General features: G+C 44.5%; 20 protein-coding genes and 1 pseudogene. 5 read left to right on the top strand and 16 right to left on the bottom strand.

The window, feature by feature from the left end; translation table 11 throughout:
- The 5 genes from CBI31_RS09015 to CBI31_RS08995 all read right to left on the bottom strand — a co-directional run bounded on the left by CBI31_RS09015 (nucleotide 1) and on the right by CBI31_RS08995 (nucleotide 3,440).
- Nucleotides 1-900, bottom strand: a complete 900-nt coding sequence (locus CBI31_RS09015; protein WP_088526082.1) for an alpha/beta fold hydrolase — start codon at nucleotides 898-900, stop codon at nucleotides 1-3.
- Between the two features lie 43 nt (nucleotides 901-943).
- A complete protein-coding gene (locus CBI31_RS09010; protein WP_088526081.1) occupies nucleotides 944-1,204 on the bottom strand; it encodes an EF-hand domain-containing protein in 261 nt (86 codons plus the stop codon).
- 9 nt (nucleotides 1,205-1,213) lie between these two features.
- A complete protein-coding gene (locus CBI31_RS09005; protein ID WP_088526080.1) occupies nucleotides 1,214-1,897 on the bottom strand; it encodes a DUF3313 domain-containing protein in 684 nt (227 codons plus the stop codon).
- 80 nt (nucleotides 1,898-1,977) lie between these two features.
- Entirely contained in the window at nucleotides 1,978-2,343 is a 366-nt protein-coding gene (locus CBI31_RS09000; protein ID WP_088526079.1) for a hypothetical protein, read from the bottom strand.
- 53 nt (nucleotides 2,344-2,396) lie between these two features.
- The gene (locus CBI31_RS08995; protein ID WP_240553898.1) at nucleotides 2,397-3,440 is read right to left on the bottom strand and encodes an alpha/beta hydrolase; all 1,044 of its coding nucleotides are present in this window, start codon (nucleotides 3,438-3,440) and stop codon (nucleotides 2,397-2,399) included.
- Between the two features lie 155 nt (nucleotides 3,441-3,595).
- Here CBI31_RS08995 and trhP point away from each other — a divergent pair, with 155 nt between their 5' ends.
- From trhP to CBI31_RS08975, 4 genes are all read left to right on the top strand, one after another.
- The gene (gene trhP / locus CBI31_RS08990; protein ID WP_088526078.1) at nucleotides 3,596-4,906 is read left to right on the top strand and encodes a prephenate-dependent tRNA uridine(34) hydroxylase TrhP; all 1,311 of its coding nucleotides are present in this window, start codon (nucleotides 3,596-3,598) and stop codon (nucleotides 4,904-4,906) included.
- A 113-nt stretch (nucleotides 4,907-5,019) separates the two neighbouring features.
- Nucleotides 5,020-5,556 (top strand): hypothetical protein, encoded by a 537-nt coding sequence (locus CBI31_RS08985; protein WP_088526077.1) that lies wholly within the window; start codon nucleotides 5,020-5,022, stop codon nucleotides 5,554-5,556.
- A gap of 19 nt (nucleotides 5,557-5,575) precedes the next feature.
- Nucleotides 5,576-6,454 (top strand): transporter, encoded by an 879-nt coding sequence (locus tag CBI31_RS08980; RefSeq protein ID WP_206075486.1) that lies wholly within the window; start codon nucleotides 5,576-5,578, stop codon nucleotides 6,452-6,454.
- A 70-nt stretch (nucleotides 6,455-6,524) separates the two neighbouring features.
- The gene (locus CBI31_RS08975) at nucleotides 6,525-8,273 is read left to right on the top strand and encodes an IlvD/Edd family dehydratase (RefSeq protein WP_088526076.1); all 1,749 of its coding nucleotides are present in this window, start codon (nucleotides 6,525-6,527) and stop codon (nucleotides 8,271-8,273) included.
- Between the two features lie 21 nt (nucleotides 8,274-8,294).
- Here CBI31_RS08975 and CBI31_RS08970 read toward each other — a convergent pair whose 3' ends face one another.
- Both CBI31_RS08970 and CBI31_RS08965 read right to left on the bottom strand, forming a co-directional pair.
- Nucleotides 8,295-9,971 (bottom strand): AMP-binding protein, encoded by a 1,677-nt coding sequence (locus tag CBI31_RS08970; RefSeq protein WP_088526075.1) that lies wholly within the window; start codon nucleotides 9,969-9,971, stop codon nucleotides 8,295-8,297.
- 9 nt (nucleotides 9,972-9,980) lie between these two features.
- A complete protein-coding gene (locus tag CBI31_RS08965) occupies nucleotides 9,981-10,538 on the bottom strand; it encodes a phosphorylase family protein (RefSeq protein ID WP_088526194.1) in 558 nt (185 codons plus the stop codon).
- An 11-nt stretch (nucleotides 10,539-10,549) separates the two neighbouring features.
- Here CBI31_RS08965 and CBI31_RS08960 point away from each other — a divergent pair, with 11 nt between their 5' ends.
- A complete protein-coding gene (locus CBI31_RS08960; protein ID WP_088526074.1) occupies nucleotides 10,550-11,068 on the top strand; it encodes an adenine phosphoribosyltransferase in 519 nt (172 codons plus the stop codon).
- Between the two features lie 19 nt (nucleotides 11,069-11,087).
- Here CBI31_RS08960 and CBI31_RS08955 read toward each other — a convergent pair whose 3' ends face one another.
- The 9 genes and pseudogenes from CBI31_RS08955 to CBI31_RS08915 all read right to left on the bottom strand — a co-directional run.
- A complete protein-coding gene (locus CBI31_RS08955) occupies nucleotides 11,088-11,369 on the bottom strand; it encodes a YqjK family protein (RefSeq protein ID WP_088526073.1) in 282 nt (93 codons plus the stop codon).
- The gene (locus CBI31_RS08950; RefSeq protein ID WP_088526072.1) at nucleotides 11,366-11,734 is read right to left on the bottom strand and encodes a phage holin family protein; all 369 of its coding nucleotides are present in this window, start codon (nucleotides 11,732-11,734) and stop codon (nucleotides 11,366-11,368) included. The genes CBI31_RS08955 and CBI31_RS08950 overlap by 4 nt, the downstream gene beginning before the upstream one ends.
- 4 nt (nucleotides 11,735-11,738) lie before the next feature.
- Nucleotides 11,739-12,083, bottom strand: coding sequence for an ElaB/YgaM/YqjD family protein (locus CBI31_RS08945; RefSeq protein WP_240553896.1), 345 nt, complete (start codon nucleotides 12,081-12,083; stop codon nucleotides 11,739-11,741).
- A gap of 23 nt (nucleotides 12,084-12,106) precedes the next feature.
- Complete coding sequence (locus CBI31_RS08940) at nucleotides 12,107-12,487, bottom strand: Smr/MutS family protein (protein ID WP_240553895.1); 381 nt, start codon at nucleotides 12,485-12,487, stop codon at nucleotides 12,107-12,109.
- A 107-nt stretch (nucleotides 12,488-12,594) separates the two neighbouring features.
- On the bottom strand, nucleotides 12,595-12,891 hold the full coding sequence (locus CBI31_RS08935) for a hypothetical protein (protein WP_088526069.1): 297 nt from the start codon (nucleotides 12,889-12,891) through the stop codon (nucleotides 12,595-12,597).
- Between the two features lies 1 nt (nucleotide 12,892).
- Complete coding sequence (locus CBI31_RS08930) at nucleotides 12,893-13,072, bottom strand: helix-turn-helix domain-containing protein (RefSeq protein WP_088526068.1); 180 nt, start codon at nucleotides 13,070-13,072, stop codon at nucleotides 12,893-12,895.
- A gap of 166 nt (nucleotides 13,073-13,238) precedes the next feature.
- Complete coding sequence (locus tag CBI31_RS08925; RefSeq protein ID WP_088526067.1) at nucleotides 13,239-13,814, bottom strand: phasin family protein; 576 nt, start codon at nucleotides 13,812-13,814, stop codon at nucleotides 13,239-13,241.
- 202 nt (nucleotides 13,815-14,016) lie between these two features.
- Nucleotides 14,017-14,193: pseudogene (locus CBI31_RS10360) on the bottom strand (ABC transporter substrate-binding protein); the annotation flags it as partial.
- Between the two features lie 52 nt (nucleotides 14,194-14,245).
- Nucleotides 14,246-14,708, bottom strand: a 463-nt coding sequence (locus CBI31_RS08915) for an integrase core domain-containing protein (protein ID WP_133062493.1), incomplete at its 5' end; no start/stop codon positions are given.

The raw sequence follows: 14,708 nt of genomic DNA, 5'->3' as shown, positions 1-14,708 counted from the left end.
TCAGCCTGACTTAAAGAAGGATTGAGCTTCAGTAATGAGCTCTCTTGGAAGCTCTTCTGGGATATAGTGCCCACAAGGAACCACCCTTCCAGATACGTTCTGGGCTACTACTTGCCAGTCCTCAATCGGTTTAAAGCATTTATTGACGATGCCATGCTCACCCCACAAGACCCTTAAAGGCATTTTGAGTTTTTTACCAGCCACCCTATCTGCACGATCATGTACTAAATCAATCGTTGCCGCAGCACGATAGTCTTCACACATGGCATGCATGCTCTGTGGATTGCTTGCGCCCGCAAGATACTCAGCCCAGCGCTCCGCAGAAAATATACCTGTGCCGGCATGACGACCCATGTGTTTATTAATCCAAAACTTGGGATCTGCGCCAATTAAGGTTTCTGGAATCGGCTCTGCTTGAATTAAGAAAAACCAGTGCCAATAGCCTTTGGCAAACTCCATCGTAGTATTCTCATACATTGTGAGAGTTGGAGAAATATCTAAGACCATCAAACGCAAAACACTATCTGGGTAATCCATTGCAAGACGATGAGAGACTCTGCCGCCTCGATCGTGACCGAGTAAGAAAAATTGCTCATGACCTAAGGCTTTCATGAGCCCATGCTGGTCAGATGCCATAGATCTTTTGGAGTAAGTCGAATGATCTTCTTTGCCATGGGGCTTGGAGGACTCTCCATACCCACGCAGGTCAGAAGCGACAACGGTGAAGTTTTTAGCTAATTCAGGTGCAACGATTTCCCAAATCGCTTTAGTTTGCGGAAAACCATGGAGCAATAAAATCGGCGGGCCATTGCCACCAACTTGACAGGCAATTTCTAATGGGCCATCTTCAGAAGTGACGGTGATGCGTTTTTGCTCAAACTTGGGAATAATTACAGGCATATTCTATCAAATGGAAAAGGGCCTCGAGAGGCCCTTACAGTCACTATCGAGCCGCCATAGCTTGAATTTGGGCGACTGTGACATAACCCTTATTAGCACTATCGATATAACTGAAGTGGTCGTAGATTCGAGGCATGCATCCTTTTGCTTCAGCTAAAGTCAACTTACCATCACGATTTGTATCGCATTTTGCAAAACGCTCAGCAATTTCCTTGTTACGAGATACATCATCTGCATACACACTCATTGGCAAAGAAGTTAACGCACAAGCAAATACTAGCAAAACATTTTTAGCAAAATACATAGCAATCTCTTATTTACCAGTTGGTGTAGGGTTTGCAGAAGTTTCCATAGCCACCTGAACCGCTTTTTTTGCCATTGCTATAAATGACTCAACAGAGCCGCTAGCAGTTCTAAAGGATTCGCCTTGAACGGTCACTAGACCCTCACCTAAGAGCTTATTGCTTTGGCTATCAGTGATTTTGCTTTCAATTACAAGTGCCGGAGTTTTAGCATTAACGCCACCTGCAAAAGCCGCAGCATTGGCAGCCAGTCCAATTGGTGTAAAGTTCCATGGCTTTAAATAATCGTTAGAACTTTCAGCGCCGGTAATGCCTACAGATACACGGGCAACGCCAGGGCCTGGCTTAGTGACAATCTGGATATTGCCACGCGCACCCACTGCTTCAATCATAGATGCCTGCAATGTTGTCCTTGCTTGAGTAATAGCTTCAGCGCTGATATCTTTGGTAGCACTTTGATTTAAATAAATAGGATCCAAAATAACTGCAGTGTAAGAGCTAGGATTAACGCCAGAGATTCTGTATCTCCAAATACGCGCATCAGGAACGCTGGTAACCATTGGAACCAGCACCGAATAGTCTGGTAAGAACCCAGATCTAGGCATTGGCTCTGAGGCCAGTTTAGGAGTATTGCTACAAGCAGTCAATAGAAGGACAGTAGAAATAGATGCTGCCAATAGACCCAATTTTTTCATTTTTAAACCCAATTTAATAAATCCAAGATGACGTGCTACTTTTCGGTAATCATAACCCCCTGCTGTAAACCTCTCCTAAATTAATCGCCAGGAGGACAGGGTAATACCCCACCTGTCTTTTTATGTAACTGGGGCTTACAACTCACTGCGGCTGGCTTCGCTGCGGCAGAAGTCCCTGCCATTGAATTTGTGACGGGCGGAGTATCCGTTGCATTGGCAGGAGTAGCGATTACCTTGGCTGGCCTTAGCGTCTCCAGACCGGCTGCAACATAAAAGGACCGGTCTGATCCGGGACACGGCATTAAAGCACCAGTCTTTGGATTGACGCTCTCTTTGCACTGAGGATTGGCTTCCAGACGAGCCTCTAATTTAGCCGCAGTACAAGCTGAAAGACCAATAGCAATCAAGACTGCAATGCTGGTACTAGGACTTAACTTTAGTTTCATATAGTCATTTCAAGGTAGCCCAACCTATTTATGGCGCCTATCACTTTAGAGACTTACTTCTCTGGCTTGAAATTGCTATCCAAGAATTCCTGTACACCCGTAAACATCAGCATCCGATTCTTTTCCATAATGATGGTATGAGTACCCTCACTGATCTGCAACATGATTTTGTACGGTGCGTTTTCAAGTTTTGTGAAGTACTCATAAAGCATATAGCTTGGCAAGTCTGCATCCCACTCTGCGTGCACTAGCATAACTGGTACACGAATATTTTTAGGTTCATACACAGGAATTCCGGCAGTCCAAAACTCTCGCGCATCCTGAACTGTGCCATTGGGAGCTCTGAGCTTCTTAGGTGTTTGCGTTCTGCCCCATGGGTCCGTATCAAAAGTAGCTTCAGACCATTTTTCAAACCAACCTGGTGGAATGAGCGTAGCTTTAGCACTTTCAGGAACGCCTGTTAGCCAGCGATTTTTAGCATCTGCAATTGAAGCCACACGATAGGCACCCAGTGGACCGCCTTTATCTGTCAAGGGTGCTCCGCCTTGACGTAACCACTGTGGTGCATAGAGAACCAACTTATTGACCTTCTCATTATTCTCTGTAGTGTATTTACCCATGATGGTTGTACCCCAAGACCAACCAAGTAAATTCATCTTTTGAATGTTACGCTTTTTCAAGATGTAGTCAACTGCGCTAGAGACATCCTTAACTGCAGTATCTGTTCTCACAATAGGAGGGTTTTGGTCTGCAGGCTGATCCATTTCAGGAGGCCGGGTAGATTTACCGTAGCCACGCAAATCTACCAACCAAACATCGTAGCCCCTTGCTGCCATGTACTCCATCCATGAGGTTCCGCCAAGCGACAAATCAAAGGCAGTTTCTGCAGGATAGGTTGAGCCATGAACGTAGAGCAATGTTTTTTCAGCTGTGAATTTCTTCATGCCAGCTAAGTGTTTGTTGCGTACATAGAGGGAAATACCTGGCGTATCACTTTGTACCATGTACTCGTTCATCTGGATTTTTCCAGCAGCAAATGCTTGACCGAGAAATAAACAAGAAATAAGCGCTACTAGTGATCGTGCTAGGTATTTCACTTTGTCTCCCTTTGGGCGCATGCCCTTATATTGATATTGTTTGGCCACTATAGCATTCCAAAAGATTATCCAGGCAAGGAAAAGCCTCTTTTTACGTGTTTTTAAGCGCCAAAACGGCGAAAACCCAAAATCTGCCGAGGGCTTAAAATAGCGGCATGACTAAGATCCCAGAACTTCTAGCCCCTGCTGGCAGCCTTGCCATGTTGCGCACCGCTTTTGAATTTGGAGCGGATGCAATTTATGCTGGTCAACCTCGATACTCTTTGCGCGTTCGTAATAATGACTTTGGCAAGATTGAAGTACTCAAGCAAGGAATTGATACCGCGCATGAATTAGGCAAAAAGTTTTTCTTAGTCTCTAACCTATTGCCGCATGGTGCAAAGACGCGCACTTATATCAAAGATATGTCGCCCGTGGTTGATTTGAAGCCTGATGCACTCATCATGTCTGACCCAGGTCTGATCATGATGGCTAGAGAGGCTTGGCCTGATATGCCCATCCATTTATCAGTACAAGCCAATACTGTTAATGGTGCATCCGCGAAGTTCTGGCGCTCAGTTGGCATTAGCCGAGTGATTTTGTCACGCGAACTTTCTTTCGATGAGATAGAAGAGGTACGTCAAGACTGCCCTGAAATGGAACTTGAAGTATTTGTTCATGGTGCTTTGTGTATTGCATACTCTGGTCGCTGCCTCTTATCGGGCTATATGTCTCATCGTGATTCCAATCAAGGTGCCTGTACCAATGCCTGTCGCTGGGATTACAAGGTCAAACCAGGCCAACAAACTTCTAGTGGCGATGTGGTTCTCCTTCAAGAAGCCAAAAGGCCAGATGACTTAATGCCGATGGAAGAAGACGAGCATGGTACCTACATCATGAACTCTAAAGATTTACGTGCAGTTGAGCATATCGAAAGACTAACGAAGATGGGTGTCGACTCCTTCAAGATTGAAGGTCGTACTAAGTCCCCCTACTATGTTTCGCGTACATGCCAAGCGTATCGTTCAGCAATTGATGATGCAGTCGCAGGCCGACCATTTAACACGACATTGCTTGGAAACTTAGAGGGTCTTGCTAATCGTGGCTATACCGATGGATTTTATGAGCGTCACCATGATAAAGAATATCAACTGTATATGAGAGGCTACTCACTTTCAGGCAGAAGCTTATATGTTGCTGAAACTTTAGAGGTTGACCCGGTCTCTGGTCGCGTCAAGGTCGATGTTAAGAACCGCTTTTCTGTTGGCGACAAACTAGAGATCATCGAACCACAAGGCAATCAAGATATCGTTTTAGATGCCATGTGGAATATGAGTGGCGAACCAATTGATGTAGCGCCTGGCTCTGGTCACTTTGTGTGGATCAAGTTACCACTGCTTAGCAAGCATGCATTTATTGCTCGTTATACCCAAGAGCCCGCCCCCGTTGAGTCTGCTTCTTCTTGTGCTAGCTGTGAAGCGAATTAACTACCAGCTGTAGCGCATTCCTATGGCTCCACCAAAACCTCGGTAGTTATTTTGATTTCCCTGCGCAACATCTGAGGTTGTATAAGCACTAACTCAATAAAGAAAATAAAGCAATGAATACACCCGCAAGCAGTGAAGACCATTTGCCAGGCATCAAGAAAAAAATTGAGGCGGAAGCCAAGGAAGCCTTAGCCCTCACAGCTTACTTCGCTACCTGGTTCTGCGCTATTACCTTTTTAGCTGTCACTAACTCACAACATCCTATTTCCTTTTCTATTTTTGGAATTGCCCTTATTAAGGCAGGACTCTGCGCTAAGTTTATGTTGATAGCGCAGGCAATATTTCCAATTAAGGTAAGCAAAAATAATGGGATTATTAAATCCCTCTTCCTGGAATCACTTTTCTATATTTTTGTTGTTCTCAGCCTGAACTATATCGAAGCAGGTATCGATGGACTCATACATGGTAAAAACTTTTTTGATGCGATGGCAAGCTTTGGTCAAAAAAATCCTCTGCATGTCTTGGCGATGACTATCGTCTATTGGTTAATCGTTTGGCCGTATCTCGTCTTGGTTGGATTGAGATTGGCCTTAGGTAAAGATACAACGATGAACATCCTTTTTGGAAAAAAAGATTCTTCAGATCAGTAGATATTTGAAGTTGTTTGCTGTGGACTCATTCTTTAAAAAACTATTTTGTTTTTGCATTCTCGCATTTCTATCTGTTAAGCCTCATGCTCAAGAAATAGAGGCCCGCGCCTATTCCAATGCGCCCATTGGCATTAACTTTGTCACTGGCGGTATTGCTCAAGTGAAAAGTGGTTCGTATAAATTAACCACTGAAGCCATCAGCTTGACCCATATCCTGAATGTTGCTGGTCAATCTGGAAGACTTTCTTTAGTGCTACCTTACGCAGAATTATCTGGTACAGGCACTGTGAGCGGCCAAGCGATCAATGCATCTGCTGAAGGTCTATCAGATCCCATGATTAAGGCCTCTGTCAACTTATATGGTGCACCCGCCCTTTCGGTAAGTGAGTTCAAAAACTATCAGCAAGATCTCATCATTGGCGCAAGTCTGGCTGCTTCCATTCCTTGGGGTAAGTACAACAGCGATCAAATGATCAATGTTGGCGGAAATCGTACAGTGATTCAACCTGGTGTCGGAGCTTCAAAAGCGGTTGGTTCGTGGCGCCTAGAATTGGCTGGCATGGCATCGATCTATACCAGTAACTCTAACTATATGGGCAATAACACTCTATCCCAAAACCCAGTGTATTCAAGTGAAACCCACGTAATTTATTACTTCCCCAATACCGCCTGGATATCGGCCGATGCCACCTACTTTTTTGGCGGGCAAACCTATGTCAACGGTTCAGCAGTCAATGGCTCACAAGAAAACTGGCGCTTTGGTAGTACGCTCTCCTATCCTATTAATAAACATAACTCTATTCGTCTGACTGGCAGCACCGGTGTGTACTCCCGCACCGATACAAGCTATAACGCCATTGGTATTTCTTGGCAATATCGCTGGGGTGCTGGCTTGTAGGCACTTTAGTGCAGGCATGACTACAATGATCCCTAATTAGCATTTATATAAATTATTTATAGAGACAAATATGAGCACCAAGCCAAAAGATCCTAAAACAGCCTCTGAGACAGGTTTACGTAAAGGCTTAACAAGCTATGGAGATAAAGGCTTCTCTTTATTTTTACGCAAAGCATTTATCAAGGGAGCTGGCTATACCAATAGCGCATTAGATCGCCCTGTCATTGGAATCATCAATACCGGTAGTGCGTACAACCCTTGTCACGGAAATATGCCGCAACTCATTGAAGCAGTCAAACGCGGCGTCATGCTTGCTGGTGGCCTGCCCATGGAATTTCCAACGATCTCGATTCATGAAAGTTTTGCTGCACCTACCAGCATGTATCTGCGCAATCTGATGTCCATGGATACGGAAGAAATGTTGCGTGCACAGCCCATGGATGCGGTAGTGATGATTGGCGGTTGCGACAAAACAGTCCCCGCACAAATGATGGGCGCCGCTTCTGCAGGACTACCAGCGATTCAGCTCATCACCGGCTCAATGCTGACTGGCTCGCATCGCAGCGAGCGTGTTGGTGCGTGCACTGACTGTCGTCGTTACTGGGGTAAGTTCCGCGCTGGTGAGATTGATGAAATTGAAAAGGATGAAGTCAATGATCAGTTGGTAGCCAGCGTTGGTACTTGTTCCGTCATGGGTACCGCTAGTACGATGGCTTGCATCTCTGAAGCCTTAGGCATGACCGTTCCAGGCGGTGCCACACCCCCTGCTGTGACTGCAGATCGTATAAGGGTTGCAGAAGAAACCGGTACATGCGCAGTACAAATGGCTAAAGATGGTTTAACCATAGACAAAATCCTGACAGCAGATGCTTTTGAGAATGCAATTCGAGTTTTGCTAGCCATTGGTGGCTCTACGAATGGCATTGTCCACTTGGCTGCAATTGCTGGTCGTATGGGTCTTGAGATAGATCTAGATGCCTTAGACAAAATGGGTAATGAAACCCCAGTACTAGTAGATCTAAAACCCTCTGGCGATCATTACATGGAAAATTTCCATGACGCTGGTGGTATGGCTACTTTATTACGAGAACTAAAGCCCCAGTTAAAACTCAATGCCATGACAGTAACTGGCAGAACACTTGGCGAAGAAATTGATGCAGCACCACCAAGCTTCAAACAAGATGTAGTGCGCCCATTTGATAAGCCAATCTATCCACGCGGCAGTATTGCTGTTCTGCATGGCAATCTTGCTCCGGGTGCTGCGATCATTAAGCAATCAGCTGCTAACGAGAAACTCATGGAGCATGAAGGCCGCGCCGTAGTATTTGAGAATGCAGAAGATCTAGCAAGCCGCATTGATAGCCCAGATTTAGATGTTACGGCTGATGATATTTTGGTACTCAAGAATATTGGCCCTAAAGGAGCACCTGGTATGCCTGAAGCAGGCTATATTCCCATCCCTATGAAATTAGCGCGTGCTGGAGTAAAAGACATTGTACGCATCTCCGATGGACGGATGAGCGGTACAGCATTTGGAACGATCGTACTTCACGTTACCCCAGAATCAGCTATTGGTGGGCCACTAGCACATGTACACAACGGTGATCGTATTCGCTTAAGCGTCAAAAATCGTGAAATTAGCTTATTGATTTCTGATGAAGAGTTAGCTAAGCGCGCCAAAGAAAACCCAATTACATCGCCTACTGCTGAGCGCGGATATAAGAAGCTCTTCTTAGATACTGTGACACAGGCTGATCAAGGTGTCGACTTTGATTTCTTGAGAGCAGCGAAGATGGTTGGTAAAACCCCCCGAAAATAAAGGTCTAGTAGTATTGTTTTCTTAAATATTTCTGAGTTCTCGGCGTAATATCTTGCCAACATTCGATTTTGGGAGCTCATTGATGAAGACGACTTTTCGAGGGCGTTTATAGCTGGTCATATGATATTTGCAATATTGCAAGATATCTGCTTCAGTTAAATGGTGGTTATCTCTCACCACATAAGCCTTCACAATCTCACCCAGCTTACGGTGTGGCACCCCAATCACAGCACATTCTCTAATGCCATCCATTTGGGATAGGTGATCTTCCACTTCATTTGGAAAGACTTTGAATCCCGCTACTACGATCATGTCTTTCTTACGATCAACAATTTCAACGTAGCCTTCATCGGTAATAAAGCCAATATCACCTGACTTAAAGAAACCATCGGCCGTCATGCAATGACTGGTTTCTTCTGGCTTATTCCAATAGCCCGGCATGACTTGTGGCCCCGAAATGCAAATCTCTCCAGGAGTGCCGAATGGTAACTCAACTTCATCATCGTCGAGAATTACAACATGGGTACTTGGTACCGGCATACCAATATGTCCTGTGAAATGCTTCTCTAGTGGAGTATTTACACAGACAACTGGAGATGTCTCTGATAAACCGTATCCCTGTGCAATAGGCGAACCTGTAAGCGCCTGCCAATGGTCTGCAGTCTTCTTATGAACTGCCATGCCTCCACCAATCGTGACCAAAAGATTGGGAAGTTTTACTTTCTTAAATTCTGGCCGATGAATCAGCGCATGAAAAAGTGTGTTGACGCCTGGGAATATATTGATATTCGGATGCTTAATGAGCATTTTGATAAAGCCAGTAATGTCACGAGGATTGGGTACAAGAACTAATAGGCTACCCTTGGCAATCCCCAGCAATGCACATGCTGTCAAAGCAAAAATATGGGTCATCGGTAATGCACACAGAAATACCAATTGCTGTTCTGGCTTTTGCTTTAGTCCTGGATTTAGCCAGCTCTCGATCTGCATCACATTAGAAAGGATGTTACGGTGAAGTAATACCGCCCCTTTAGAGGTTCCAGTCGTACCACCGGTGTATTGCAGGAACGCAATATCATCTAGACCAATATTGGGTTTGTGAAAATTCTGCTGACTACCCTTCTGAAGCGCTTCTTTGAAGCTCATGTGGGCAAACTGCCAGTCCGGGATTAACTTTTTAACTTTCCTAGCCACCCAATTGATAACATACCCCTTAAGGCCCATTAATTCGCCTGGACTACTCACAATCACTTGCACAATACCAGCTGTGGGCTTGATTTCTTGGTATCTGTGAGCAAAGTTTTCCATCATGACTAGAACTGATGCCCCGCTATCCACCAATTGGTTCTCAAGCTCTCGGGCTGTATAGAGTGGATTGATATTTACCACCACATAACCAGCACGCAGAGTGCCAATCATTGCAACAACATACTCAATTACATTGGGATACATCAATGCAACGCGGGCACCTTTTTCTAAATTCAGAGTTTGCAGATAAGAAGCAAAGTGCTTGGAGAGACTATCAAGCTCTTTGTATGAGAAAAACTTCCCCATAGCCTCAATAGCTTTACGATTTCCGAACCGAGTAAAGCACTCATCCAAAAATTCGGTCAAGGATGAATGACTTAGTGGCCCAATTACATGAGGAACACCTTCAGGGTAATTTTTTAGCCAAGGCTTAGAGGGATTAATAGCCATATCTTTTTTTTAGTTCAGGAGTTGCTTTAATTTTTCAAGAAATAAATCTTGTCCATGGTGAACGTTTTGCTGCCAGTCATTGCCTGAGCTCTCATTGGCATCATCTGTAATGTATTTATATGAGTGCCATGGAATCTGATGGTGATTAGCAACATAGGCTATGGCAAATAACTCCATATCGACTACATCTACTCCTTGGCTGAGCAGCCAAGGGTCGGGAGTACTTACAAAGCTATCGCCAGATCCGCAGATATATTTTCCTGATGATAAGTATTCTTGGGGCCTGTCGCAAAAAGGAGTTTTTCCCCGTGGCGCAAGAGGTTCTGCCATCATGTCCCGTTGAATGACCTTCCCAATCTCCAGCAAGCCATCTAATTGGGGATTTACTTTTCCTGCTGTACCGAAATTCATAATTTTGCGTGGGCTAAATTGATGAATTGCTTTAACGCTAGCTAGCGCGGCATTTATCTTACCAATGCCAGAGTAAACCATCTCCACCCCTGCTGGGAGTGCATTGCGCTTGAGCTCGGATTCCAATGCGGTGATAATGAGGAGATCTGTTTTCATGTCTGCCATTAATGAATTTATTAGATTATCTACCTGGAGTGCCAAATTTTCCGAAACCCGGAATTCTTTTTAGGGATATCTCCCCATTGCTTGCAAATCCAGCCGCCTTCAAAGAGGCTATTGCGCAAATGGACATACTGGCTCAAGAATTTAACTATACCCATATTTTAGGCATTGAATCTAGAGGCTTCATTTTTGGCTCTGCCCTAGCCCATCATGCCCACAAAGGCTTAGCTCTTGCCAGAAAACCCAACAAGCTTCCACTAGCCACCCATAAAGAATTCTATGGTCTGGAATACGGCTCTGATTCCTTAGAGGTTCAACAATCAAGCCTCCCTAAAAATGCCAAGGTTTTGCTGATCGATGACGTTCTGGCCACTGGCGGAACGCTGATTGCTGCGAATAAATTAATGCGTAGCGCAGGCTTTGAAGTGTGCGGCGCAATTACCTTACTAGAAATTTCCTTTCTAAATGGAAGACAACTACTTGATCAGCATGGTATCGCTAATAAATCTGTATTGCTAAGCTAAGGATATTTCCAGGATCGTCCTATATTAGATTCTTGGCACTCTTCAAAAGCTTTACAGCTCCCCAGCCTACAGCAAGCACCTTGCCAGCTAGCTTAGGCTTGTAATGAGCGAGTGCAGCAAATGCACCAGTCCAGAGGAAGGGATTATTTTTTAAGAAATGAAAGGTATCAACGCCTTTATCTGCCCAAGAGAGTGGTTTCTCCCAAACCTCAAAGTGCTCAGCAAATTCCTTGCGCTCTCGACTGGCCTGAACCGTCAGCTCTTGCACACGAAGCTCCAATTCCCTTAAGGTGGCACTCATTTAGTGAGTGCCTCACGATCTTTAGCAAGCTCTGCAATGGATGCCTCAAATAATTTAGGCATCGTACGCAATGATTGCATGATCAATAAAGCCAGAATGAGGCCAATAAATAGAAAGGCGCCGGTAAGCAAACCAAGGGCCATCATACGATCAGACTCCCAACTGTAGATGACGATGATTAGCGCCAGCATGACCAAGCCGAAGAATAAGAAAAACAAGGCGCTCACAATCATGACCAGCAAACTAATCAATTGAGTTCTAGCAATTTGTACATCAACCGAAATCAACTCTAGGCGTGTTTGCGCAATTGAAGCACCAGTAGAGACAAGACTCTTAAGAGAGGATAGTAAATTTTCTTGAGACATATTCTTAGTGGCGGCGAATAAACAGGCCGATTAATAGTCCTAGCCCAGCAGCAACACCAACTGCTTCCCAGGGATTGCGATGGACAAAATCATCCGCACTCTCAGCCGCTGCTTTCGCCTTATCGGCCAACTGGCCCTCAATCCCCGAAAGGCTTTCCTTAGCGCCAGCAATAGTCTCTAAGGCTTTAGATCGAATGGATTTAATGGCGCCATCGGTATGTCCCTCTGTCGCCTGGATCAAGGCTTCAGCATCTGCCATGAGCGTTTTAAATTCGGCAACTAATTGATCGGCGCCTGGCGAAACTGATTCTGTTGCCATATTAGATTTTTTAGCTGTCATGGAAGTCATCTCCTCATTGAGTGAACTCCATTCTAAGCACTTATATGGTGTGAGCCTAGCAATAACACTGTCATTCCAGCATTACCCTCTTTAAAGCGCTTTAAATATCTTTTGAGGCCTGGTCGGCGTTTTAACAATGCATGATAAGACTGACTACCGTAGGCTACATCCTCGCCAAAGAAGTACTCTTCTACGCGATCTGAATATCGGTTATTTTCTAGAGCATCATGAATCGCCCATTTGATACGGCCGCCCTCCCCGCTAGATCCATATCCATGGATCAGAATGATGGCCTTAATTCCTAGCTCCAAACATTTACGCAACTGCTCTGTTAATAGTTCCAAGGCCTCCTCAACATAGGGGCTACCTTGTTTGATATTGATCTCGATCGTATCCGTATTTAAGGCGGGCAAATGATCTGAACCGCAATATGGACATTGATTAAACAATGCCCTTGGGTTCCCACACTCAGGACACTCCGCAGCAAATGACACTCTGAAGATCTACCGAACCGAGGATATTAAGAGCAGTATTTACCTTCTAAGGTGCCAACATCTGTTGATTTGTCATCAATCATCATGATCAAAGCCTTCTGCGCCACCTCACGATTCTCTGGCGTCTTCAAGTGAGCATTAATGAGACTAGAGACATCTTTTTTGATGGATGTATTACCGTACCGCAAGCCCTTTAGTGTGGACACGGCCTCTGCTGAAATTTTGCACTGCTGATTTACCAGGGCCGATGAATCTGAAACTGTATTGGCATAAGCAAATGCAGCAACAGAAATGGATACAACTGCTAATAGTGTCTTTTTCATCTTAGTTTCTTAGTTTGTGACCACAGGTTGGGCAACAGCCCGAATCTTTTGCTTTTGATTTTCTGAGAGCGGCATACACACTGGATTCTGAAATCTCCATTTTCCTGGCTGCTTGCGCAGCACTTAAGCCTTTATCTACCCACTGCAAGGCTTGATGTGTTTTCGGCACCAATCTCTTCATTTTTTCTCCCAGTAGTCATACTATACTACAGAAGTTGTGAAGCTGTGAAGTTTATCCACATAGGACAAACCCTCGATAGGATCTGAGGGTTAATTACTAGAAATTAGGGAAATTGAGGCAAGAAAAAAGCCGCCCTAAGGCGGCTTTTCGTAAGCTTAAAACTGAATTAGGCAGCTAACTTAGCAGCAGATTTCTTTGCTGACTTAGGAGCATATTGACCTTGAATGTTTGACATTGCAGCGTCAACACTCTTCTCAAAGTTTGCAAAAGCATCAGTTGCTGTAGCGCGAATTTGGTCAAACTGTTGGAGTGAAGCATCAAATGCAGTGTGGAATGCTGATACAAAAGCCTCAGATCCAGCTGGTGCAGTCTTTGTAGACTCTTTAACGAACTTAACCAAGTCATCACGTGCATCATCAATAGAAGCATCGAATACTTGAGCAACTTCTTTATTGCTGTTGCGAATTACTTTGTTTACCTTAGCTTGATACGCAGTAGCGTACTTAGCGGCTTCTTGAGCAACTTCTGGCTGGGCCAATTTAGTAAATTGCTGTGGATCTTTAATTGCTAACAATTGTGTGCTTGCATCTTGTGCAGCAGCCAATGCATCTTTAGCAGCAGCTTGGTTGATTTCAGCTAATTCTTGAGCACTTTCAACAGCTACTTGAGCCAAGTGTTTCGCTTTTTCAACTGCTTTAGCTTGAGTTTGAGCGATTTGATCGTTTAATTGAGTTTGAAACATGACTTCTCCTAATGGGGTTGGTAAATTTGTTGCGATGCGTCATTTTAAACACAAATTTGCTGTGCTGCAACATTTAGTTGTAAAAATACCTACAGTTATTACTATTAGAGACAATCTGGGTAACAAAAAATCCAGTAACTATCTGAATTTAATGGATTTATTTAAAAAATATATTGGGGGGGGAAACTGTAAATAGCAAAAATTAGAAGCTTAATGGGGCAACTGAAGCACCCTGGATGCCATGTTTGCGCAGCGAGTCAAGAACAAAACCCGATGATTTCATGGAGGCTACAAACGAATCTAATACGCCTAAAGCCTCTTCACCATAGGACTTTGGCACACCCATGGCCTGCTGAATTTGCATGAAGCGGCCTGGTAGTGAACTGCTGTCAATTTAGGTCCACTACCAAAGAGAGTATTTCTATAGTAAATCATTGCAGCAACATGGGTTGATTCTGGATTAATTGGGGTACTTGGGTTTGGGGTGCTGGAGGTCTGTAACCTAAAGCGCTATGGGGCCTGACATGGTTGTAATGTTTAACCCACTCCCCCACGATGATCTGGGCCTCTTTTAGGCTATAAAAGATCTCCCCATCTAAAAGGTTGTCCCTAAAAGTGCCGTTAAAGCTTTCACAAAAGCCATTTTCCCAAGGGCTCCCTGGTTCAATGTAAGCAGTTTTCACTCCAATGCCAGATAACCAACTACGCAGGTCTTTAGCAATAAATTCTGGGCCATTATCACTGCGGATGTACTCTGGGATACCGTTGTCAATCATGGCGTTCGCCAGTTGCTCAATCACTTGGATCGATCCAATCCTTCTGGCGCAGTGGATCGTTAAACACTTTCTAGTGAACTCATCAATCAGGGTGAGCATGCGGATCTTGCCACCATAA

It is taken from the genome of Polynucleobacter campilacus (assembly GCF_002206625.1).
GTDB classification, from domain to species: domain Bacteria; phylum Pseudomonadota; class Gammaproteobacteria; order Burkholderiales; family Burkholderiaceae; genus Polynucleobacter; species Polynucleobacter campilacus.
Note: the sequence above shows the minus strand (reverse complement) of the source record. Positions and strands in the feature narration are given on the sequence as shown.